This window comes from Pseudomonas sp. Mn2068, from assembly GCF_049319725.1.
Taxonomy (GTDB): domain Bacteria; phylum Pseudomonadota; class Gammaproteobacteria; order Pseudomonadales; family Pseudomonadaceae; genus Aquipseudomonas; species Aquipseudomonas gingeri.
The window spans coordinates 142975-163675 of the sequence record NZ_JBMOUG010000003.1 but is presented as its reverse complement, the minus strand read 5'-3'; the positions used below and the strand labels follow the sequence as shown (position 1 = coordinate 163675).

17 protein-coding genes are annotated in these 20701 nt (G+C 63.7%); 7 read left to right on the top strand and 10 right to left on the bottom strand.

Annotated elements, in window-relative coordinates; all coding sequences use genetic code 11:
* Positions 1 to 87: 87 nt before the first annotated feature.
* The 6 genes from ispF to rpoS all read left to right on the top strand — a co-directional run bounded on the left by ispF (position 88) and on the right by rpoS (position 5249).
* Positions 88 to 561: a 2-C-methyl-D-erythritol 2,4-cyclodiphosphate synthase gene (gene ispF, locus ACL9RJ_RS08750; protein WP_177063321.1), complete on the top strand. Its 474-nt coding sequence runs from the start codon at positions 88 to 90 to the stop codon at positions 559 to 561.
* Complete coding sequence (gene truD / locus ACL9RJ_RS08745; RefSeq protein ID WP_017127144.1) at positions 558 to 1616, top strand: tRNA pseudouridine(13) synthase TruD; 1059 nt, start codon at positions 558 to 560, stop codon at positions 1614 to 1616. The genes ispF and truD overlap by 4 nt, the downstream gene beginning before the upstream one ends.
* Positions 1604 to 2353 carry a 5'/3'-nucleotidase SurE gene (gene surE, locus ACL9RJ_RS08740; RefSeq protein ID WP_017127145.1) on the top strand — a complete coding sequence of 250 codons (750 nt, stop codon included), beginning with the start codon at positions 1604 to 1606 and terminating at the stop codon, positions 2351 to 2353. Before truD ends, surE begins: the two co-directional genes overlap by 13 nt.
* A 38-nt stretch (positions 2354 to 2391) precedes the next feature.
* Positions 2392 to 3027: a protein-L-isoaspartate(D-aspartate) O-methyltransferase gene (locus ACL9RJ_RS08735; protein WP_161796107.1), complete on the top strand. Its 636-nt coding sequence runs from the start codon at positions 2392 to 2394 to the stop codon at positions 3025 to 3027.
* 240 nt (positions 3028 to 3267) lie between these two features.
* Complete coding sequence (locus ACL9RJ_RS08730; protein WP_422765143.1) at positions 3268 to 4137, top strand: peptidoglycan DD-metalloendopeptidase family protein; 870 nt, start codon at positions 3268 to 3270, stop codon at positions 4135 to 4137.
* 107 nt (positions 4138 to 4244) lie between these two features.
* Positions 4245 to 5249: an RNA polymerase sigma factor RpoS gene (gene rpoS, locus ACL9RJ_RS08725; protein WP_017127149.1), complete on the top strand. Its 1005-nt coding sequence runs from the start codon at positions 4245 to 4247 to the stop codon at positions 5247 to 5249.
* Positions 5250 to 5606: 357 nt separating this feature from the next.
* Here the strand turns inward: rpoS and ACL9RJ_RS08720 are convergent, their stop codons facing one another.
* The 10 genes from ACL9RJ_RS08720 to ACL9RJ_RS08675 all read right to left on the bottom strand — a co-directional run bounded on the left by ACL9RJ_RS08720 (position 5607) and on the right by ACL9RJ_RS08675 (position 19659).
* Complete coding sequence (locus ACL9RJ_RS08720; RefSeq protein WP_177119720.1) at positions 5607 to 8630, bottom strand: multidrug efflux RND transporter permease subunit; 3024 nt, start codon at positions 8628 to 8630, stop codon at positions 5607 to 5609.
* A gap of 14 nt (positions 8631 to 8644) precedes the next feature.
* Positions 8645 to 9793 (bottom strand): efflux RND transporter periplasmic adaptor subunit, encoded by a 1149-nt coding sequence (locus ACL9RJ_RS08715; RefSeq protein WP_422765142.1) that lies wholly within the window; start codon positions 9791 to 9793, stop codon positions 8645 to 8647.
* 262 nt (positions 9794 to 10055) lie between these two features.
* Positions 10056 to 11153 (bottom strand): DUF1513 domain-containing protein, encoded by a 1098-nt coding sequence (locus ACL9RJ_RS08710; RefSeq protein ID WP_177106567.1) that lies wholly within the window; start codon positions 11151 to 11153, stop codon positions 10056 to 10058.
* Positions 11154 to 11155: 2 nt separating this feature from the next.
* Positions 11156 to 12220 (bottom strand): imelysin family protein, encoded by a 1065-nt coding sequence (locus ACL9RJ_RS08705; RefSeq protein ID WP_017125977.1) that lies wholly within the window; start codon positions 12218 to 12220, stop codon positions 11156 to 11158.
* Between the two features lie 27 nt (positions 12221 to 12247).
* A complete protein-coding gene (locus ACL9RJ_RS08700) occupies positions 12248 to 13669 on the bottom strand; it encodes a di-heme oxidoredictase family protein (protein ID WP_042935349.1) in 1422 nt (473 codons plus the stop codon).
* Between the two features lie 221 nt (positions 13670 to 13890).
* Positions 13891 to 15237 (bottom strand): imelysin family protein, encoded by a 1347-nt coding sequence (locus ACL9RJ_RS08695; RefSeq protein ID WP_103032823.1) that lies wholly within the window; start codon positions 15235 to 15237, stop codon positions 13891 to 13893.
* A 239-nt stretch (positions 15238 to 15476) separates the two neighbouring features.
* A complete protein-coding gene (locus ACL9RJ_RS08690) occupies positions 15477 to 17528 on the bottom strand; it encodes a putative bifunctional diguanylate cyclase/phosphodiesterase (RefSeq protein WP_017125975.1) in 2052 nt (683 codons plus the stop codon).
* A gap of 333 nt (positions 17529 to 17861) precedes the next feature.
* Complete coding sequence (locus ACL9RJ_RS08685; protein WP_017125974.1) at positions 17862 to 18458, bottom strand: superoxide dismutase; 597 nt, start codon at positions 18456 to 18458, stop codon at positions 17862 to 17864.
* Positions 18459 to 18649: 191 nt separating this feature from the next.
* Positions 18650 to 19252 (bottom strand): LysE/ArgO family amino acid transporter, encoded by a 603-nt coding sequence (locus ACL9RJ_RS08680; protein ID WP_017125973.1) that lies wholly within the window; start codon positions 19250 to 19252, stop codon positions 18650 to 18652.
* A 5-nt stretch (positions 19253 to 19257) separates the two neighbouring features.
* A complete protein-coding gene (locus ACL9RJ_RS08675; protein WP_017125972.1) occupies positions 19258 to 19659 on the bottom strand; it encodes an ACT domain-containing protein in 402 nt (133 codons plus the stop codon).
* A gap of 96 nt (positions 19660 to 19755) precedes the next feature.
* On the opposite strand from ACL9RJ_RS08675, the gene ACL9RJ_RS08670 reads away from it, so the two are divergent.
* A complete protein-coding gene (locus ACL9RJ_RS08670; RefSeq protein WP_017125971.1) occupies positions 19756 to 20649 on the top strand; it encodes a LysR family transcriptional regulator ArgP in 894 nt (297 codons plus the stop codon).
* The last annotated feature ends 52 nt before the right edge of the window (positions 20650 to 20701 follow it).

Here is a 20701-nt window from a genome sequence, read left to right as displayed (position 1 = left end):
CGCTCGCTCAGGCTAATTCTCGTACGAGAACCTAATGTCGGACAAAATAGGTAGAATCACGCCCTGACTAAATCGGGGCGTTTTTTTATGCGTATTGGCCACGGCTATGATGTGCACCGTTTCGCCGAAGGCGACTTCATCACTCTGGGCGGCGTGCGGATCGCACACCACCACGGATTGCTGGCTCACTCCGACGGCGACGTGTTGCTGCATGCCCTGAGTGACGCGCTGCTGGGTGCGGCGGCACTGGGGGACATCGGCAAACATTTCCCGGACACCGATCCCACCTATAAAGGTGCCGACAGCCGCGTGCTGCTGCGCCACGTGGTATCGCTGCTCAAGGCCAAGGGCTGGAAGGTCGGCAATGTCGACAACACCATCGTTGCCCAGGCGCCGAAAATGGCCCCGCATATTGAATCGATGCGCGCGCTGATCGCCGCGGATCTTGAAGTTGAGTTGGATCAAGTGAACGTAAAAGCCACCACCACTGAAAAGCTCGGCTTCACCGGGCGGGAAGAAGGCATCGCGGTGCATTCCGTTGCCTTGTTGCTGCGCGCATGACGGAACTGGAACTGCTGGGCCCCCGTGCCCATGGTGATGCCCTGGGCCGTGCGGTGCTCAAGGCCACCGCGGAGGATTTCCAGGTCGATGAAGTCCTCGACATCCCCTTGTCCGGCGACGGCGAGCACCTGTGGTTGTGGGTCGAAAAACGAGGCCTGAACACCGAGGAAGCCGCCCGGCGCCTGGCCAAGGCGGCCGGCGTCCCCTTGCGTACCGTCAGCTACGCGGGCCTGAAGGACCGCCAGGCGCTCACCCGGCAATGGTTCAGCATCCAGCTGCCGGGCAAGGCCGACCCGGACATGGGCGCGGCGCAGAACGATACCCTGCAGATCCTCAAGAGCGTGCGCCACAAGCGCAAGTTGCAACGCGGAGCCCATGCGGCCAACGGTTTCACCTTGCGCCTGAGCCAATTGGCGGCGGACAAGGACGGCCTGCAGCAACGTCTCGAGCAGATCAGCCGGCAGGGTATCCCCAACTATTTCGGCGCCCAGCGCTTCGGCCACCAGGGCGGCAACCTCGGCGAGGCGCGCACTTACGCCGCCCGCCAGGCCCTGCCCGAGCAACGCAATGTGCGTTCGCGGCTGCTGTCCACCGCCCGCAGCTACCTGTTCAACCAGGTGCTGGCGGCGCGGGTCGCCGACGGCAGCTGGAATCGTGCCCAGGTCGGCGACCTGCTGGCCTTCACCGACAGCCGCAGTTTTTTCCCGGCCGGCGAAGCCGAGTGCGGCGATCCGCGCCTGGCGATTCTCGACCTGCACCCGACCGGTCCGCAGTGGGGCGAAGGGCCGTCGCCGGCGACCGGCGCGACCTTCGAACTGGAGCAGGCCGTCGCCGCCCGTGAAGCCGACCTGTGCCAATGGCTGGTGAAGGCGGGAATGGAGCACGAACGTCGCATCCTGCGGCTGCCCATTGGCGGGCTGACGTGGCATTATCCCGAGCCTGACATTCTGCAACTGGAATTCGTCCTGCCGGCCGGATGCTTCGCCACTGTTCTGGTGCGCGAGCTCGTTGATCTGGTGCCGGTAGGGCAGACGGACAGCTCATGCGTATTCTGATTTCCAACGACGATGGGGTTTTTGCACCCGGTCTCGCCGCGCTTCATGCTGCGCTGGCGGATTATGCCGAGTGCCGGGTGATTGCCCCGGACCAGGACAAAAGCGGTGCCAGCAGTTCGCTGACCCTCGATCGTCCGCTGCATCCACACACCTTGCCCAATGGCTTCATCAGCCTCAACGGGACGCCTACCGATTGCGTGCACCTGGGGCTCAACGGCCTGCTGGAGCAGGAGCCGGACATGGTGGTATCGGGTATCAACCTGGGCGCCAACCTGGGCGATGACGTGCTGTACTCCGGCACGGTCGCCGCGGCGCTCGAAGGGCGTTTCCTCGCGCGGACCTCGTTTGCCTTCTCGCTGGCCTCGCGCCAGCTCGATAACCTGGCGACCGCCGCGCATTTCGCGCGCTTGCTGGTAGAGGCTCATGAAGGGTTGCGCCTGCCACCGCGCACGGTGCTCAACGTCAACGTACCGAACCTGCCGCTGGAGCATATCCGTGGTATCCAGCTGACCCGCCTGGGCCACCGGGCCCGGGCGGCGAAGCCGATCCTCGAGGTCAACCCACGGGGCAAGGCCGGCTACTGGATCGCCGCGGCCGGCGATGTGGAGGACGGTGGTCCGGGCACGGATTTCCACGCGCTGATGCAAGGCTTCGTTTCGGTGACACCGCTGCAACTGGACCGCACGTTCAACGATGCCTTCAGTAGCCTCGACGGTTGGCTGGAGGGGCTTGCCTGATGGCGCGTGAAAACGATTTGCTGCGCGGCGGAATCGGCATGACGTCGCAGAGAACCCGCGAGCGCCTGATCCAGCGGCTTTACGAAGAAGGCCTGTCCAACGCCCAGGTGCTGGAAGTGATCCGCCGGACCCCGCGCCATCTGTTCGTCGACGAAGCGCTGGCTCACCGTGCGTACGAAGACACCGCGCTACCGATCGGCCACAACCAGACCATCTCCCAGCCTTACATGGTGGCGCGCATGAGCGAGCTGCTGCTGGAGGCGGGGCCGCTGGACAAGGTGCTGGAGATCGGCACCGGCTCCGGCTACCAGACCGCCGTCCTTTCGCAACTGGTCGAGCGGGTGTTTTCGGTCGAGCGGATCAAGGTCCTGCAGGACCGTGCCAAGGAGCGCCTGGTCGAACTCAACCTGCGCAACGTGGTATTCCGCTGGGGCGATGGCTGGGAAGGCTGGCCGGCATTGGCTCCGTACAACGGCATTATCGTCACCGCCGTGGCCACCGATGTTCCCCAGGCGCTGCTTGACCAGCTGGCTCCGGGCGGGCGCCTGGTGATTCCGGTCGGGGCGGGTGAAGTCCAGCAACTGATGCTGATCGTGCGCGAGGAACATGGATTTTCCCGGCATGTACTGGGGGCGGTACGTTTCGTGCCGTTGCTCAACGGGCCCCTGGCCTGAGCATTTGTTGCATTTGTTTAAGCGGCACGCTGAATTCTGTTGAACGTTGTCGGTCATAGGGCCGGACCTTGCAGACAGTATGTGTTTAAAAGTGTGTCGAGTTTCACTGTCGAACCGTACAAGAGAGTCGCTTATCGGGCTTTGCTGTCCGTAAAATTCCAACGGCCAGTTATACTTGCGCACACGACCGCCTGTACGGGCACTCTATATTCATTTCAGCCAACACAAAGGGAGCGGCGGGTGAGTCTCACAGTCATTCGGCAGCGTATGGGTAAAACAAGCGTTCAGCGCCTGATGATCGGTCTTGCCCTCAGTGCTTTACTGGCTGGTTGCTCCAGTGCTTCGAAGAACGGCGTGCGCGTCGTGGATCGCAATGGCAACGCGAGCAGCCCTGCCAGTGCCGCACCGCAACGACCGATGACCACCACCGGCCAGCACGTGGTGGTTCGGGGCGATACCTTGTTCTCGATCGCCTTTCGCTACGGCTGGGACTGGAAAGCCCTGGCCGCGCGCAACAATATTCCCGAGCCCTACACCATTCACGTCGGTCAGGCGATTCGCTTCGACAGTCGTTCAAATTCAACGCCGGCGGTGGCGACGTCGACGACCACCACATCGTCGAGTTCATCCTTCAGCAAAACCACGGTTACCCGGCGTCCGGCGACGGCTGCCGGGACGCCCGCGGCGGCCCCGGCACCGCCCGCCGCGGCCACGCCGACACTGCCGCCAGGGCCCGCGCCGAAGGGCTGGGCATGGCCTTCGAACGGCGTTTTGATTGGAAAATTCTCTTCAAACGGTAGTTTGAATAAAGGTATTGATATCGCCGGGGATTTGGGACAGCCTGTTTTAGCTGCGTCTGATGGGTCAGTGGTTTACGCCGGGAGTGGGTTGCGGGGCTACGGCGAGCTGGTCATCATCAAACACAGCGATACTTACGTCAGTGCCTACGGTCACAACCGTCGGCTGTTGGTTCGGGAGGGGCAGCAGGTCAAAGTCGGACAGACAATTGCCGAGATGGGATCAACTGGTACAGACCGGGTGAAACTGCACTTTGAGATTCGCCGCCAGGGCAAGCCCGTAGATCCATTGCAATTCCTGCCGCGTCGTTGATCCGTTTACCAGCCTGTTCTCATGACGTAGAGGGAACAGGCTCCAGCGTTGCCAAGGATAAAGGCGCCGCTTGAGCTTGAGGTCGAACTCACCAAAGGACTATAACAATGGCTCTCAGTAAAGAAGCGCCGGGGTTTGACATCGACGATGAGGTGCTCCTTATGGACTCCGACATTGTCATGGATATGATGCCGGAGGACGACAGTTCTCCACCCCCAGTTCGTGCCAAGACCAAAAACGCTGCTGCGCTCAAACAGCACAAGTACATTGACTACACCCGGGCCCTGGACGCGACCCAGTTGTACCTCAATGAAATCGGTTTCTCCCCTTTGTTGTCCCCGGAAGAAGAAGTCCATTTTGCGCGTCTGTCGCAAAGCGGCGATCCGGCCGGACGCAAGCGCATGATCGAAAGCAACCTGCGCCTGGTGGTGAAAATCGCCCGACGTTATGTCAATCGTGGGCTTTCCCTGCTGGATCTGATCGAAGAGGGCAACCTCGGACTGATCCGGGCGGTCGAGAAATTCGACCCGGAACGCGGCTTCCGCTTTTCAACCTATGCCACCTGGTGGATCCGACAGACGATTGAACGGGCGATCATGAATCAGACCCGGACCATCCGCCTGCCGATTCATGTGGTCAAGGAACTCAACGTCTATCTGCGGGCGGCCCGCGAGCTGACCCAGAAGCTCGATCACGAACCGTCCCCCGAAGAGATCGCCAACCTGCTGGAAAAACCGGTCGGGGAGGTCAAGCGCATGCTGGGCCTGAACGAACGGGTCTCCTCGGTGGACGTCTCCCTCGGCCCGGACTCGGACAAGACGTTGCTCGATACCCTGACGGATGACCGGCCGACCGATCCCTGCGAGCTGTTGCAGGACGACGACCTGTCCCAGAGTATCGACCAGTGGCTGTCCGAGCTGACCGACAAGCAGCGCGAGGTGGTGGTACGCCGCTTCGGCCTGCGCGGCCACGAGAGCAGCACGCTGGAGGACGTTGGCCTGGAGATCGGCCTGACCCGTGAGCGGGTGCGGCAGATCCAGGTCGAAGGTCTCAAGCGCCTGCGCGAGATCCTCGAGAAGAACGGCCTGTCCAGCGAGTCGTTGTTCCAGTAACGGAGCGGCGACCAATACCTGCACGGACCTTGTGGGAGCCGGCTTGCCGGCGATGAGGCCCTTGAGCCTTGCTGCGTCCATCCGGACGCCATCGCCAGCAAGCCGGCTCCTACAATAGGTGCCTCACGGCAAAATATCGCCTTGCCCAAAAAACTGTGGGAGCCGGCTTGCCGGCGATGAGGCCCTTGAGCCTTGCTGCGTCCACCCGGACGCCATCGCCAGCAAGCCGGCTCCTACAATAGGTGCCTCACGGCAAAATATCGTCCTGCCAAAAAAACTGTGGGAGCCGGCTTGCCGGCGATGAGGCCCTTGAGCCTTGCTGTGTCCATCCGGACGCCATCGCCAGCAAGCCGGCTCCTACAAGTCCTTCTTCGCCAGCAGGCTGTACACGCATGGCAGTACGAACAGCGTGAACAACGTTCCCACCGACATCCCGGTGGCGATCACCGTGCCGATATCAAAGCGACTGACTGCCCCGGCGCCGCTGGCGAGGATCAGTGGCACCATCCCGAACACCATCGCCGCCGTGGTCATCAGCACCGGACGCAGGCGGATCGCCGCGGCCTCCTCGACGGCTTCGCGGGCTGACAACCCCTTGTCCTTGCGCAACTGGTTGGCGAACTCGACGATCAGGATCCCGTGCTTGCTGATCAGCCCGATCAGGGTCACCAGGCCCACCTGGGTGTAGATGTTCATGCTCGACCAGCCGAGGAACAGCGGGATCAGTGCGCCGCAGATCGACAGGGGCACCGTCACCAGGATCACCAGCGGGTCGCGGAAACTCTCGAACTGCGCGGCCAGCACCAGGAAGATGATCGCCAGGGCCAGGCCGAAGGTGACCCACAAGGCGCTGCCTTCCTGGACGAACTGACGCGTGGCGCCGGCATAGTCGCTGGCAAACCCCACGGGTGCCTCTTCGGCGGCGATCTGGCGAATGGTTGCGATGGCTTCGCCCATGCTGACGATGGGCACCCCGGAGATAATCGCCGAGTTCAGTTGCTGGAACTGGTTCAGCTGGCGGGGACGGGCGCGGTCCGAGACCTTGATCAGGGTCGACAGCGGCAGCAGCTTGCCTTCGCTGTTCTTCACGTAATAGTTGTTCAGCCAGTCGGGATTGTCCCGATAGGCGCGTTCGACCTGGGCGATCACCTTGTAGCTGCGACCCTCCAGGGTAAAGCGGTTGATCTCCGCCTCACCGAGCAGGGTCGCCAGGGTGCCGCCCAGGTCCTGCATCGAGACGCCCATCTGCGCCGCCTTGGCCCGGTCGATATCGACCACGACTTCCGGCTTGTCGAAGGCCAGGTCGATATCGAGAAAGGCGAACTTGCCGGACTCCAGCGCGCGTTTCTTGATCCGGCCGGCGACGTCCAGCAGGGCGCTGTAGTCGTTCGGTGTATTGAGCACATACTGGAAGGGCAGGCCCTCGCCGGTACCCGGCAGCGACGGCAGGTTGAAGCCGAAGATCTGCAACCCGGTGATGCCCGCCAGCTTGCCCTGGACCTCGGGGAGGATCTGCATCTGCGTGCGCTTGCGCTCGTTCCAGGGCTTGAGCAGGAAGCCGCCGATCCCCGACTGCACGCCGTTGAAACCATTGATCTGGAACGATGAGTAGTACTCCGGGAACTCCTTGAAGATCGTGATGAACTCGTCGGTGTAGGTGTTCAGGTAGTTCAGGTTGGTCGGCTGCGGTGCGGTGGCCATCATGAAGATGATGCCCTGGTCCTCGTTGGGCGCCAGTTCCGATTGGGTGAACTTCAACAACAGCGGAATCAGGCACAGGATGATGATCGCGAAGACCACCACCACCGGCCGCGTGTTGAGGGTGCCGTGGAGGATCTTCTGGTAGCGCCGCTTCAGGCGCTCGAACAACTGGTCGAGGCGGTGCGACAGGCCCGACGGGTTTTCATCGTGGCGCAGCAGCAGGGCGCACATCATCGGCGACAGCGTCAGGGCGACCACCCCGGAGATCACCACCGCCCCCGCCAGGGTCAGGGCGAACTCCTTGAACAGCGCACCCGTCAGGCCCTGCAGGAAGCCGATGGGGGCGTAGACCGCCGCCAGGGTGATGGTCATCGACACCACCGGCACGGCGATCTCCCGCGCGCCTTCGAGGGCGGCGTCCAGCGGTGTCTTGCCTTCCTCGATATGGCGGTGGATGTTCTCCACCACGACGATCGCATCGTCCACCACCAGGCCGATGGCCAGCACCATCGCCAGCAGGGTCAGCAGGTTGATCGAATAGCCCATCAGTTGCATGAAGAACAGCACGCCGACCATCGACAGCGGAATGGTGATCACCGGGATCACCACCGAGCGCAGGGCACCGAGGAACAGGAACACCACCACTATCACGATCAACACGGCTTCGAAGAGGGTCTTCACCACTTCGTTGATCGACGCCTGGATGAACAGGGTAGCGTCATAGGCGATTTCCGCCTTGAGGTTGGTCGGCAGCTGCGCTTCCAGCTCCGGCATGATCTTGCGCACTTCCTTGATCACATCCAGCGGGTTGGCGCCGGGGGTGGCCTTGATGCCGATATACACCGATGGCGTGCCGCCGAAGGAACTGACGGTGTCGTAGTTTTCCGCGCCCATCTCCACCCGCGCCACGTCGCTGAGCAGGACCCGGCTGTCACCGGAAGTCTTGAGCGGAATCGCCGCGAAGGCCTCGGCGGATTTCAGCTCGGTGCTGGCGTTGATGCTGGTCACCACGTACTCGCCCTTGACCTCGCCGGCGGCGGACAGGAAGTTGTACCGGCGCACGGCGTTGGTCACGTCCGCGGCGCTCAGGCCGAACCCGGCCAGCTTCACCGGGTCCAGCCACAGGCGCATGGCGAACACCTGGTTGCCGAGAATTTCCGCCTCGGCCATGCCCGGCAGGGTCGCCAGCTTGGGCTGGATCACCCGCGACAGGTAGTCGGTGATCTGCGGATTGCTCAACTGGTCGCTGAAGAAACTGATGTACATCAGCGCCGAGGCGTCGGCGGCTTCCTTGCTCAGCACCGGGTCCTCGGCGTCCTGCGGCAACTGGTTCTTGACCTCGTTGGCCTTGGCCAGCAACTCGGTGAACAGCCGGTCGCTGTTGGAGCCGATCCTGGCGTAGATCGAGATCACCGAGAAGTTCTGCCGACTGACCGAAGTCATGTAGTCGATGCCCTCGGCACTCGCCAGGCTCTGTTGCAACGGCTGGGTGATATAGCCCTGGATGGTCTCGGCATTGGCCCCGGGGTAGGCGGTGGTCACCGTGATCAGGGCGTTTTCCATCTGCGGGTACTGGCGCAGCGGCAGTTTGCTGTAGGCCTGGAACCCCAGCAGGATGATCAGCAGGCTGACCACGCTGGCAAGCACCGGGCGACGGATGAACGGATCGGTAAAGGCCATGCTCGACTCCCTGATCAGTTCGCCGGAGCGGGCGGGTTCGCCGCCGGTGCCGTCTTGTCCGCGCTGATGGCGATGTGCGCGCCATTGTCCAGTTTCAGCTGGCCGCCGCTGACCACCTGCTCACCGTCCTTGAGCCCCTTGATGACTTTCACCAGGCCGTCACGGCGTTCGGCGGTTTCGATGAAGCGCCGCTCGGCAATCAGCACCGGCTGGCCGTCGGGGGCCTTTTCGAGGCTGCCGTCCTCGGCCTTCTTCTGTGTCACGACATACACCGAGTTGCCGTAGAGCGTGTAGGCGACCGCGCTTTCCGGGATCACCACATAGGACTGCGGGTCGGGCAGCAGCACCTGGAGATTGGCGAACATGCCGGGCAACAGCTTGCCGTCGGGGTTGGCCAGGGTGGCGCGCACCAGCACGTTGCGGGTGGTTTCATCGACCTTGGGATTGATGGCGCTGAGGCTGCCGGGGAAGTTTTCCCCGGCGTAGGCGCCCACGCTCAATTGCAGTGGTTGGCCGACCGCCAGCTTGGGCACGAACTGCTCGGGGACATAGAAATCGACATACAGGCTGCTCAGGTCCTGCAGCGTGGCGATCACCGTGCCGCTGGCGAGGTAGTCGCCGACATCCACCTGGCGGATACCGATGGTGCCGCTGAAGGGCGCGACGATCTTTTTCTTCGCCAGGGCCGCCTTGAGCTGATTGACCGTGGCCTTGTTCTTTTGCAGCACCGCCGAGAGCCGGTCGAACTCGCCCCGGGAAATCGCCTGGCTGCCGACCAGTTGGGCGCCGCGGCCGTAGTCCAGTTGCGCCAGCCCGAGGTCGGCCTGGGCGGTTTCCAGCAGGGCGCTTTCTACATCGCTGTCGAGCTGGACGATGGGTTGCCCGGTCTTGACCTTCTGCCCCGACTCGAACTGCACGGCCTTGACCGTCCCGGCGATCTCCAGGCTGAGGTTGACCCCTTGCAGGGCTTTGAGCGTGCCCACCGAGGGCAGGCGGTTCTGCCAGGGCTGCGCGCTCGCGGTGACGGCCGCGACATTGATCGGTGGCTTGGGCGCGGCGAATACCTGGATCTGTCTGTAGATCGAGAAGGCCTTGTAACCGGCAAGTGCCAGTACGACCAGGAGGACGATACCCAACATGATCAGCATGCGGCGACGCAGCATATTCCGGTTCCTTGGAAGACGAGGCTAGAGGGAGGTCGAACAACCGCCCAGCACGATACTGCCCGCACCCAGGCGTCGCCATGCAACTATACCGTCAGATATTACGCCAATACCGTGGCTTGAGAAGGGGGGCTGTGCCGACGTCTTCGTGGGCAAGCCCACTCCCACAGGGGTAGCGTCGTATGCACACTTTGCGTACGACATGACACTTGTGGGAGTGGGCTTGGCCTGGGCGGCGTTGCGACGAAGAGGCCCGCGAGGTCTACGCCAGGTGCAGATGGTTGTCCCAGAGCCCCGCGGGCAGATCCAGTGGTTGCGCGCTCAGTTCTTGCCGGCGGCAATCGTAGAAACGGCAGCGGCCCTGTCCTGACGTGACGACAAAACCATCGGCGACCGCGCCGACCCCGGCACAATCCGGCAGCGGCGCATCCAGGCGCAGCGCGGCGCTGTCCAGGTCCCAGATAAAGAACCGGTTGCCCCGCGGCGCGGTCAGCGCCACCAGGCGCAGCTCGCTGTGCACGGCGACGCTGGCGGTGTAGTGCCCCATGGCTTGCAACTGCTGCTCGGCCACCGGAAAAGCGACAAAGGGCTGGCCGGGGCGCTTGATCGCCAGCAGTTCCGACGATTCGTGGGACGGTCCCATGAATTGCTGGCCGGCGACGATGGTGCCGTCGCTGGCCACGCCGAGATGGCGCACGCTGTTCATCTGCTGGGCCAGGGTTTCCTTGCTCAGCAGGGTGCCGTCGCGCCGCATCAGCACCAGGCTCGGCTCCATGGCGTCGAGGTTCATCTCGACCCGGCTTTCGGCCTCGGTGCGGATGCCGCCGTTGGCGACGATCAGGGTCTCGCCGTCGGGCATCCACGACACCTGGTGCGGACCGATGCCATGGGTGGAGATTTCCCCGCTGTGCACCAGCCGCTCTCCTTCGAACCTGTACACGCCGAGCAGGCCACGGCCCGGATCGCGGGTGTCGTTCTCGGTCGCATACAGCCAGTCGCCACTCTTGTGGATCACCGCGTGGCCGTAGAAGTGCCGGTTCGGCTGCGAGACGATCGTCTGCAGCAGGCGCCCGTCGCGCAGGTCGACCAGGTAGCTCTCGGTACCGGGGCGACGCGCGACGAACAGCGCCAGGGGCAGGGTCGGATGATTGATGATGTCGTGGCAACGCTGGCCGACCCGGGTCGCGAAGACCTGCTTGCCATCCAGCCGATAGCCCACGGCGTAGTGTCCGCCCTCGCTGTCATCGCGGGCGGAAAGCAGCAGCGGGCTTTTGCCTTTTTGTCGGAACAGGGTCCAGCCACCCAGGGTGATCGCGCTGAGCAGGAGGCTACCGAGGGTCAGGGCCTGGCGTCGCAACATCATCAGTCACCGTCGTTGGCATTGAAGCCCAGTTGGATGCCCAGCGCCTTGGCCAGTTCGCCTTCGTGCAGGCGGTGGACGACGTTGAGGCTGTCATAGAGGTCGTTGAGCTGCTGGCGCCCGGCGTCGTCGCCGAGCATGTCGGTCAGCGAGCGCTGGTTGCTGGCGAACAGCTTCAGGGACGCGGCATAGGCGGCGTCGATCTTGTCGGCCAGCGGCTTCTGCTCGGCCGGCAGCAGGCCGCGCAGGCCCTTGTTGTCGACCCCGACCCAGACGGTGCGGGCAGCGGCCAGGCTGGCCTCCAGGCCTTGCAGCGACGACTGGCTGCGCCAGGCGTCGGCCTGGAACGGCTGCGGGATGCCCTTGGTCTGGCGGCCCATCGGTGTGCCGAGCTTCTTCTTCAGGGTATCCAGCGCTGTCACCTGGACCCGCAGCAGATCGGCGATGGCTTCGTGGGAATCGGCATAGCGCTGGTTCGGGAACTTGCTCATCTGCGCGAGCATGCCGTCGTTGCTGTTCCAGCTCGACAGGATCTCTTCGGCGAGGGTTTTCTGGCGCTCGCCGATGGCTGTCAGCAATGGGCAGTAACGGGCTTTCTGGGCGCTGTCGGCCATGTCGATCTTGCTGTCGAACAGGATGTATTCATAGGCCGACAGGCCCTGGACCACCACGCTGGATTTGGCCAGGGCGGCGGCATCGACCTGCGGCTGGGCGGTGACCAGTTGCTCGACCTGGCGTCCCACGAGGTTTTTCTTGTCCGGCCAGAACTGCACCTGCCAGGAACGATTGCCTTCGGCCAGCGGGCCGATCAGCAGGGGCTGCAACTCGGCCCAGGCTTTCTGCGCATGGAGGAAATCGGCGCGGGCGGTGTCCAGGCTCTCCTTGCCCTGGCAGAAGGCCAGGGCGCTGATCGCCAGTTGGCGGTCGGCCTCGACCCAGCGGCTGTAGGTCGGCAGGATCACCTGCTTGGCGATGGCGGCCGAGGTCACGGCCTGCGGGTCCTGCGGCGAACAGGCGCCGAGGGCGAGGGCGGCGAGGCTGGTGAACAACAGTTTGGGGCGGAACATGTCCGTGTCCTCTCTTTTAGAGAAATCTTATAAGGAATTCAGGAAAGCCAGCAGCGCGGCACGCTGTTCGGCATTGAACGACAACACGCGTTGCTGGGCCGGCAAGGCTTCGCCGCCATGCCAGAGCACCGCTTCCATGAGGTTGCGGGCGCGGCCGTCATGCAGGAACTGGGTGTGGCCGCTGACGGTGGCGGTCAGGCCGATCCCCCACAACGGCGGGGTGCGCCAGTCGCGGCCACCGGCCTGGAACTCACTGCGGTTGTCCGCCAGCCCAGGGCCCATGTCATGCAGCAGCAGATCGCTGTAGGGGCGGATCACCTGGCCGGCCAGCTCGGGCTCGACCGCTGTGGTCGCCGTGGTGAACTGGGGCGTATGACAGGCCTGGCAGCCGGCCTGGTAGAACAGGTTCTTGCCGGCCAGCACTTGCGGCGCACCGACGTCCCGTCGGGCCGGCACCGCCAGGTTGCGGGTGTAGAACAGCACCAGGCGCAGGATATTGTCGCTGACTTCCTGTTCGCCGTCCGCGCCGTTGCCATTAGGAGCTGTGCGGCAGGCGGTCTGGCTCGCAGTACAGTCATCGAAGGGTCTCAGGGTCGTGGTCAGGCCCATATCACCAGAAAACGCGTGAACATTCTGTTGATTGAGGTTCGGTTGCCCGGCTTTCCAGCCAAAACGTCCCAGCACGGTCTTTTGCAGGGCATCGTCCCAGACCCGGTTCGGCCGGCCGGCGACGCCGTAGCCTTGCTGCTCCCTGGCATTGGCGAGGATGGCTTCCTCGGGAATGGCTTCCAGCAAGCCCAGGCCGATCATCGGCGGGGCGACGCGGGCGGAAAAACGCGTGTCCGGATGCATCGGGCCGTAGCCCAGCTGGGTGATCAGCAGGCGCGGCTTGCGCAGTTCGACTTCGCTGCCGTCCTTGAACCGTACCGGCACGGGATCGTATTCGACCCGCACCTTGCCTTCCGGGGTGACGCCGGGAATCGCCATGTCCTGCAACTGGCCTCCATAGACCGGTTCGGGGACCGCGCCCTGTTGCTCGATCAGGCGCGCATAGGCCGGGGCATCGGGGATCGACAGGCGTACCAGCATCGACACGGCATTGTCCGAGCCGGGTTCCGGCGGGTGGCCGCGGCCGTCCTTGATATGGCAGTTCTGGCAGGCGTTGGTGTTGAACAGCGGGCCCAGGCCGTCGCGTGCGGTGGTGGTCGAAGGGGCGATCACCCAGGGGCTGCGGAAGAAACTGTTGCCGACACTGAATTCCAGGCGGCGGGTTGGCGACAGGTTGGCCGCCGGCAGGGAAAAGGCATTGCGATCGGTCTTGCGCACGGTGGTGCTGCCACCTGAACGTGCCTCGCCGGGCTCGGGCTTGGTAAAGCGCGGCGCGTCATCGCAGGCGCTCAGGCCCAGGACCAGGAGCAACGACGACAGGCGGAGGGGCAGCGAGGGCATCGGCATCCGGAGCAGGCTTCAAGACAGGGCGCGAAGTTTATCAGGCCAGGGTGTATGGAATCAGCGCAATCGGCATTTGCCTGATCTGCAGCAGGTTCTTCGTTGCAAACCGACCCCTGTGGGAGCCGGCTTGCCGGCGATGGCGTCCGCAAGATCGATGCAAGACTTGCCGGCCTCATCGCCGGCAAGCCGGCTCCCACAAGTCTTGCGCCGAGTGCAGATCAGAACTCGTGATCGGCGTTGTCCGGGTTCAGGTCGCTGATGCCCAGCTTGGCGGCGGCCTGTTCGATCGAACCGGTCTGCTTGACCAGCGCGGCGATGGCGTCGCGGACGATCTTGTTGCCCGCGTCGTTGCCGGCGGCGATCAACTGGTCGTAATGCTCACCCTTGTTGGCGTGGTCGACCATGATCTGGATCTTCGCTTCGGTCGCTTCCAGGTCGCCCTTGAGCGCTGTATCGGCGGCCGGATCGGCTTTTGCCACCAGCGAAGACAGGCTCGGGCCGGTCAGCTTGGTGCCGTCGGTGCGGGTGTATTCGCCCAGGTAGACGTTACGGATGCCCTTGGCGTCGTAGAAGTGCGAGTTGTGGGTGTTGTCGCTGAAGCAGTCCTGCTCGTCTTCCGGCGAGTTGGCTTCCAGGGATACCTTCATGCGCTCACCCGCCAGTTCGCCGAGGGACAGGCTGCCCATGCCGAACAGCATCTTGCGCAGGCCACTTTCCGCCGGCTCGGCTTCCAGGCTGGCGCGGTAGTTGTCGGCCACGTTCGGCTTCCAGTTGCCGACCATTTCTTCCAGGTCGTTGACCAGCAGCTGGGTCACGGCCTTGAGGTAGGCCCGACGACGATCATTATGGCCTCCGGTGGCACCGGCGCCTTCCAGGTAGTCCGACGCCGGACGGTTGCCGGCGCCCGGGCCGGTGCCGTTCAGGTCCTGGCCCCAGAGCAGGAATTCGATGGCGTGGTAGCCGGTGGCGACGTTGGCTTCGGAACCGCCCAGTTCGTTCAGGCCGGCGAGTTTTTCCGGGGTGATCTCGCTCACATCGACCTTGTCTTCGCCGATCTGGATCTGCTTGTTGGCGATGATATTGGCGGTGGCCCCCGGATTGCCCAGCGCGTGCTCGTACGAGGCGTCGACGTAGTCGATCAGGCCTTCGTCCAGTGGCCAGGCGTTCACCTGGCCTTCCCAGTCGTCGATGATGGTGTTGCCGAAGCGGAACACTTCGCTCTGCAGGTACGGCACGCGAGCGGCGACCCAGGCGGCCTTGGCGGCCTTCAGGGTGTCGGCGTCCGGCTTGGCGAGGAACGCGTCGACAGCGCTCTGCAGGGTTTTCGCGGTGGATTCGGCATCGCTGTAGACGGCGAAGACCATGTCGGCGTAATGCGCGACCACGGCCTTGCCGGCGGCTTCGTCAACCTTGCCGGCGGCGTCGCTGGCCGGTGTGGCCGCGGCGGTGGTGGCGGCGGGTGTCGGCGTGGCGGCGGCGGTTTTTTCCTTGTCCTTGTCGCCGCAGCCGGCGAGGGCAATGGCAATGGCCAACAGACTGGCGGTGGCCAGAGGCATACGAATCATGGCGAATATCCTGCTTCGAGAGGTTGGACGGGCGCGCGCGGGGACACGCAAAACCGGCACATGATGCGAAAGAGTTGCATTTGAGTAAAGATTTAGTTATTGAAATATTTAGTAATGTTTACTGATCGTTCCCACGCCGTGCGTGGGAATGCAGCCCGTGACGCTCTGCGTCACAGATCTGAAGCGGACGCAGAGCGTCCAGTCAGGTATTCCCACGCAGAACGTGGGAACGATCCGGATCACAGGATCGCCGCGTTGCTGCGTTGTGCCTGCTTGAGATAGGCGCTCAGCTCGCGCGCCGGCAGCGGCTTGCTGTAGTGATAGCCCTGGCCTTCATGGCAACCCTCGGAAATGATGTAGGCCTCCTGCTCGACGGTTTCCACCCCTTCGGCGATGACCTGCATGCCCAGGCTTTTGCCCAACTGGATGATCGCCCGCACGATGGTCGCGTCGTCATCGTCGTCCAGCAGGTCCTGGACGAAGCTCTTGTCGATCTTGATCTTGTCCAGCGGCAGGCTCTTGAGATAGCTCAGCGACGAATAACCGGTGCCGAAGTCATCGATGGCGATCAGCGCGCCGGAACGACGCAGGCTCAGCAGGTGCTGGGCGGCGGTGCTGATGTCTTCCATCAGGCCGGTCTCGGTGACCTCCAGTTCCAGGCTGCGCGGCGGCAGGCGGTACATCTGCAGCAGGTTGTTGACCACCCGCGGCAGCTCGGCGTGGTGCAACTGCACGGTGGACAGGTTGACCGCCATGCGCAGGTCGCTGAAGCCCTGGTCGTGCCATTCGCGCAATTGCCGGCAGGCCTGGTCCAGCACCCACTCGCCGATGGCGATGATGGTGCCGTTCTGCTCGGCCAGCGGGATGAACAGGTCCGGCGGCACCAGGCCGTGTTCCGGGTGCTGCCAGCGGATCAATGCCTCGACGCCGACCACGCGGTGGTCGCGGTAGCTGATCTGTGGCTGGTAGACCAGGTAGAACTGGTTGCGGTTGAGGGCGTCGCGCAGGTCCTTTTCCAGTTCCCGGCGGCGGCGCATTTCGCTGTCGACGCTGGCGATATAGAACTGGTAGCGGTTGCGCGAGCGGGTCTTGGCCAGGGTCATGGTCTGTTCGGCTTTCTGCAGCAGCTTTTCGGTGCTGTCGCCATCTTCCGGGAACAGGGTGATGCCGATGGTGGCGCGCAGGCGGATTTCCTGGTGGTCGAGGGCGAACGGCGCCTCCAGGTCATCGAGGATGCTTTGCGCCAGTTCGGCGGCCTCGTAGGGCTGTTCGATATCCGCCTGGACCAGGGCGAACTGATCGCCACCCAGGCGCGCCAGGGCGCCGAGGCGACCGCTGTGGGCGCGCAGGCGATCGGCCAGGGCCAGCAGCAGTTGATCGCCGGCCTGGTAGCTGAATTGTTCGTTGATGCCCTTGAAGTCATCGAGGCCGACCACCAGCACCGCGACCCGGCGTTGCAGGCGCCCGCCGTCGGTGAGGATCTTGTCCAGTTGCTGCTGCAATTGCTGGCGGTTGGGCAGGCCGGTGAGAAAGTCGTACTGGGCCATGCGCAGCAGGCTGTTTTCCGCTTCATGGCGCAAATGGGTATTGCGTTCGATCGAGGCCAGCAACTGGTTGGCGGTGTTGATCCAGATGCCCAGTTCGTTCTTTTCGTGGCCCTTGAGCAAGGGCAACTGGTGCGCGGCCGGACGATCCGGGTTGATATTGGTCAGGTGCTCGATGATTCGCGACAGCGGCTTGGTCAGCAACCAGTGATAGACCAGGTACAGCACCAGGCCCATGAGCAGGGCCCGGAGCACGCCGGAGATGAAGATGATCACCGAACTGATGATAAAGCCCTGGCCGTAGGTGGCGGTGTCGAGGGTGATGCTCAGGTCGCCGTAATACTCGCTGTAGGGGCCGCGACCGACCAGTTGCGTGGTAAAGGTGCGTTCCTGGCCGAGGATCAGGTCGGTGAGCCAGCGGCTGGAGGAGGTCTGCAGGTCGCGGGATTTTTCCGCGAGCATGGCTTCGTTGGGGTGGCCGATGGAGGCCATGCGCACGGAGCGGTCCTGGAACAGGCCTTCGATCACCTGCATGCCCATCTCCCGGTCGAGGCTGTAGACGGCCTGGGTCGAGGGGTCGCGGAACATGTCGAGAATTCGCTGGGCGTCACCGGCGACCGCCTGGCGGGTCTTGTAGGCGTCGAAGACGATCTGCGCACAGCTCAGTACCACGCCGACAATCAGTGCCGACAGCAGCACGACCCGGAGCAACTTCACCGACAAGCTGTTCTTGAGTTCCAGCTTCAAAGGGCTATTCCTTGTTCCGTGCGGGTAGCATCAAGTTGCCATGAGTATTGGCAATCCGGCCCCGGCAGTCAAAGGGACAATGCGACCGGGGATGATCCATGCTAGGGCTTGGCCGAAATGTGCTTCTCGAACCTTTTCAGGCCATAGGTACTGTGTCGTAGCAGCGCCGCGTAACTTGAGGCGGTGTCATTCAATTTAGCGGATTATTCAGCGTAGTCCCTGGTGGCGTTGGGGCAAGGGACAATCGGTCGTGGGCGCCCGTGGTCACGGGGGCGTCCGCGGGGCATAAAAAAACCCGGCCAGGCCGGGTTCTTTCTCAAGCGTGATTCAGTCTCAAGCGGTGAAGGTCTTGCCTTCGAACTGCTCGGCGACGAATTTCCAGTTCACCAGGTTCCAGAACGCTTCGACATACTTCGGACGCACGTTGCGGTAGTCGATGTAGTAGGCGTGTTCCCAGACGTCGCAGGTCAGCAGCGGGGTGTCGCCGCTGGTCAGCGGGTTGCCGGCGCCGATGGTGCTGGCCAGGGCCAGGGAACCGTCAGCCTTCTTCACCAGCCAGCCCCAGCCGGAACCGAAGGTGCCGACGGAAGTCTTGGTGAATTCTTCCTTGAACTTGTCGAACGAACCGAACGCAGCGTTGATCGCTTCGGCCAGTGCGCCGGTAGGTTGGCCGCCGGCGTTTGGCGCCAGGCAGTTCCAGTAGAAAGTGTGGTTCCAGACTTGAGCGGCGTTGTTGAAGATGCCACCCGAGGAAGACTTGACGATTTCTTCCAGGGTCTTGCCTTCGAACTCAGTGCCTGGCACCAGGTTGTTCAGGTTCACGACATAGGTGTTGTGGTGCTTGTCGTGGTGGAACTCCAGGGTTTCCTTGGAGATGTGCGGCTGCAGGGCATCGTGTGCGTAGGGCAGCGGTGGCAATTCGAAAGCCATGGTTATTCTCCTAATCAGGTCAGTTGCGGTGAGCGCAAGGCCGATCACGGGCGGCCAAACTATGCGCCGTGGAGTTTGTACCCCTTGCGGCGCAGGTTTCCGATCATAGCACCGGGGTTGCGGCTTAACCACGCAACAACTGTGTGGGATAGAGGTTCCAGAGCCTTTTGGAATAAAAGCCCCTGGCGATATCAGGCGCTGCCGATCAGTTGGCCCGCCACGCTGAACATCATCACCGCCACCAGCAGGTCGAGGATGCGCCAGGTCGCCGGGCGCGCCAGCCACGGGGCCAGCCAGGCCGCGCCCAGGGCCAGGGTGAAAAACCACAGCAACGACGCACTGGCGGCACCTACCACATAGGCCCCGGGTTCGGTCTGCTGGGCGCCGAGGGAGCCGATCAGCAGCACGGTGTCGAGGTACACGTGGGGATTGAGCAAGGTCACCGCCAGGGCGCTGAGCAGCACGGCACGCAACGAGCGCGCGGTCTGGCCCTGGCCCTGTTGCAGGCTTTGCCGCGAGCAGGCGCGGCGCAGGGCCAGGCTGCCGTACCAGAGCAGGAAGGCGGCGCCGCCCCAGCGGGCGATCGCCAGCAGCGTCGGGTTGTGGGCCAGCACCGTCGCAAGGCCGAACACACCCGCTGCCACCAGCAGCGCATCGCAGGCGACACACAGGGCCGCGACCGGCACGTGGTGTTCACGGCGCAGGCTCTGGGCCAGGACAAAGGCATTCTGCGTACCGATGGCCATGATCAGTCCGGCCGCGACCAGCAGGCCGTTCACATAACTCTGCCACATGAGGGTCATGCTCCCTGGTGGGCCAGGTCCTGCAACACGGACATGGCGCGCTCGGCGTCGTCGCGGCCGACGAACAGATGATCGTGGTAGTAGCCGGCGATCACGTTGCAACTGATACCGGCCTTGCCCAGCGCGCCGGCGAAGGCGGCGGTGAGGCCGACGGCTTCCAGGGCCGAATGCACGTTCAGGGTGATCCAGGCCGCGCGGTAGTCGAAGGGCAGGCCCAGCGCCTCGGCGTCTTCACGGCGGAGAATCACCGTCAGGCCCTCGCGCTCGCGAAAGCTGCCGATGGGCTCGCGACCCTGGAGCACGGCGGCGTCGGCGATGCAGCAGAACACATAGTCGCCGTCATTGAGGTGGGGGCTCATGCTGCGCAGCAGGATTGCCAGGGAGGTTTCGCCAGCCATTGCACTGTCCTTCATTCAAAGAGTACTGGCGGGCATTCTCCCGGGGGATCCTGTATAAGAGAAACCAATATTGATGATCGCTCATTAGGAAAACTGATGTTCGACTACAAATTGCTCTCCGCCCTGGCCGCCGTGGTCGAACAGGCCGGGTTCGAGCGGGCGGCACAGGTGCTGGGCTTGTCCCAGTCGGCGATCTCCCAGCGGATCAAGTTGCTGGAGGCGCGGGTGGGCCAGCCGGTGCTGGTGCGCGCGACGCCGCCGTCGCCGACCGAGATCGGCCGGCGTCTGCTCAATCATGTGCAGCAGGTGCGCCTGCTCGAACGCGACCTGCAGGGCCAGGTGCCGGCACTGGACGAAGAAGGGCTGCCGGATCGCCTGCGTATCGCCCTGAACGCCGACAGCCTGGCGACCTGGTGGGCCGAGGCGGTGGGTGACTTCTGTGTCGCTCACCACCTGTTGCTGGATCTGGTGGTGGAAGACCAGACCGTCGGCCTCAAGCGCATGCGCGCCGGTGAAGTGGCGGCCTGTGTCTGTGCCAGCGAGCGGCCGATCGCCGGTGCCCGCAGCCTGTTGCTCGGGGCCATGCGCTACCGGGCACTGGCGACCCCGGCATTTGTCGCCCGGCATTTCCCCGACGGCGTCGACGCCCGCTCGCTGGCACAGTCGCCGGCGCTGGTATTCGGTCCGGACGACCTGCTGCAACATCGCTATCTCGCCGCGTTGGGCGTGGAGGGCGGTTTCGAGCACCACCTGTGTCCGTCCGCCGAAGGTTTTCTGCGTCTCAACGAGGCGGGACTGGGCTGGGGCCTGGTCCCCGAATTGCAGGTGCGCGAACAGTTGGCGCGGGGTCGGCTGGTGGAGTTGATTCCAGATAAACCGGTCGATGTGCCCTTGTACTGGCATCATTGGCGCAATGGCGGTCAGTTGCTGGGGCGCTTGACCGAGCACCTGGCGCGTTCGGCGGCGCAATGGCTGGTGCCTCTGGCGTGACGGGCAGCGTTTAAGTAGCAGGCAAGACGAATCAAGGCATTTGGAGCACGAC

Excerpts from the sequence above, each read along its gene's own strand:
- ispF (WP_177063321.1), top strand. The coding sequence starts at position 88 with ATGCGTATTGGCCACGGCTATGATGTGCACCGTTTCGCCGAAGGCGAC.
- truD (WP_017127144.1), top strand. The coding sequence starts at position 558 with ATGACGGAACTGGAACTGCTGGGCCCCCGTGCCCATGGTGATGCCCTG.
- surE (WP_017127145.1), top strand. The coding sequence starts at position 1,604 with ATGCGTATTCTGATTTCCAACGACGATGGGGTTTTTGCACCCGGTCTC.
- ACL9RJ_RS08735 (WP_161796107.1), top strand. The coding sequence starts at position 2,392 with ATGACGTCGCAGAGAACCCGCGAGCGCCTGATCCAGCGGCTTTACGAA.
- rpoS (WP_017127149.1), top strand. The coding sequence starts at position 4,245 with ATGGCTCTCAGTAAAGAAGCGCCGGGGTTTGACATCGACGATGAGGTG.
- ACL9RJ_RS08720 (WP_177119720.1), bottom strand. The coding sequence starts at position 8,630 with ATGGCCTTTACCGATCCGTTCATCCGTCGCCCGGTGCTTGCCAGCGTG.
- ACL9RJ_RS08715 (WP_422765142.1), bottom strand. The coding sequence starts at position 9,793 with ATGCTGCGTCGCCGCATGCTGATCATGTTGGGTATCGTCCTCCTGGTC.
- ACL9RJ_RS08710 (WP_177106567.1), bottom strand. The coding sequence starts at position 11,153 with ATGTTGCGACGCCAGGCCCTGACCCTCGGTAGCCTCCTGCTCAGCGCG.
- ACL9RJ_RS08705 (WP_017125977.1), bottom strand. The coding sequence starts at position 12,220 with ATGTTCCGCCCCAAACTGTTGTTCACCAGCCTCGCCGCCCTCGCCCTC.
- ACL9RJ_RS08700 (WP_042935349.1), bottom strand. The coding sequence starts at position 13,669 with ATGCCCTCGCTGCCCCTCCGCCTGTCGTCGTTGCTCCTGGTCCTGGGC.
- ACL9RJ_RS08695 (WP_103032823.1), bottom strand. The coding sequence starts at position 15,237 with ATGATTCGTATGCCTCTGGCCACCGCCAGTCTGTTGGCCATTGCCATT.
- ACL9RJ_RS08685 (WP_017125974.1), bottom strand. The coding sequence starts at position 18,458 with ATGGCTTTCGAATTGCCACCGCTGCCCTACGCACACGATGCCCTGCAG.
- ACL9RJ_RS08680 (WP_017125973.1), bottom strand. The coding sequence starts at position 19,252 with ATGTGGCAGAGTTATGTGAACGGCCTGCTGGTCGCGGCCGGACTGATC.
- ACL9RJ_RS08675 (WP_017125972.1), bottom strand. The coding sequence starts at position 19,659 with ATGGCTGGCGAAACCTCCCTGGCAATCCTGCTGCGCAGCATGAGCCCC.
- ACL9RJ_RS08670 (WP_017125971.1), top strand. The coding sequence starts at position 19,756 with ATGTTCGACTACAAATTGCTCTCCGCCCTGGCCGCCGTGGTCGAACAG.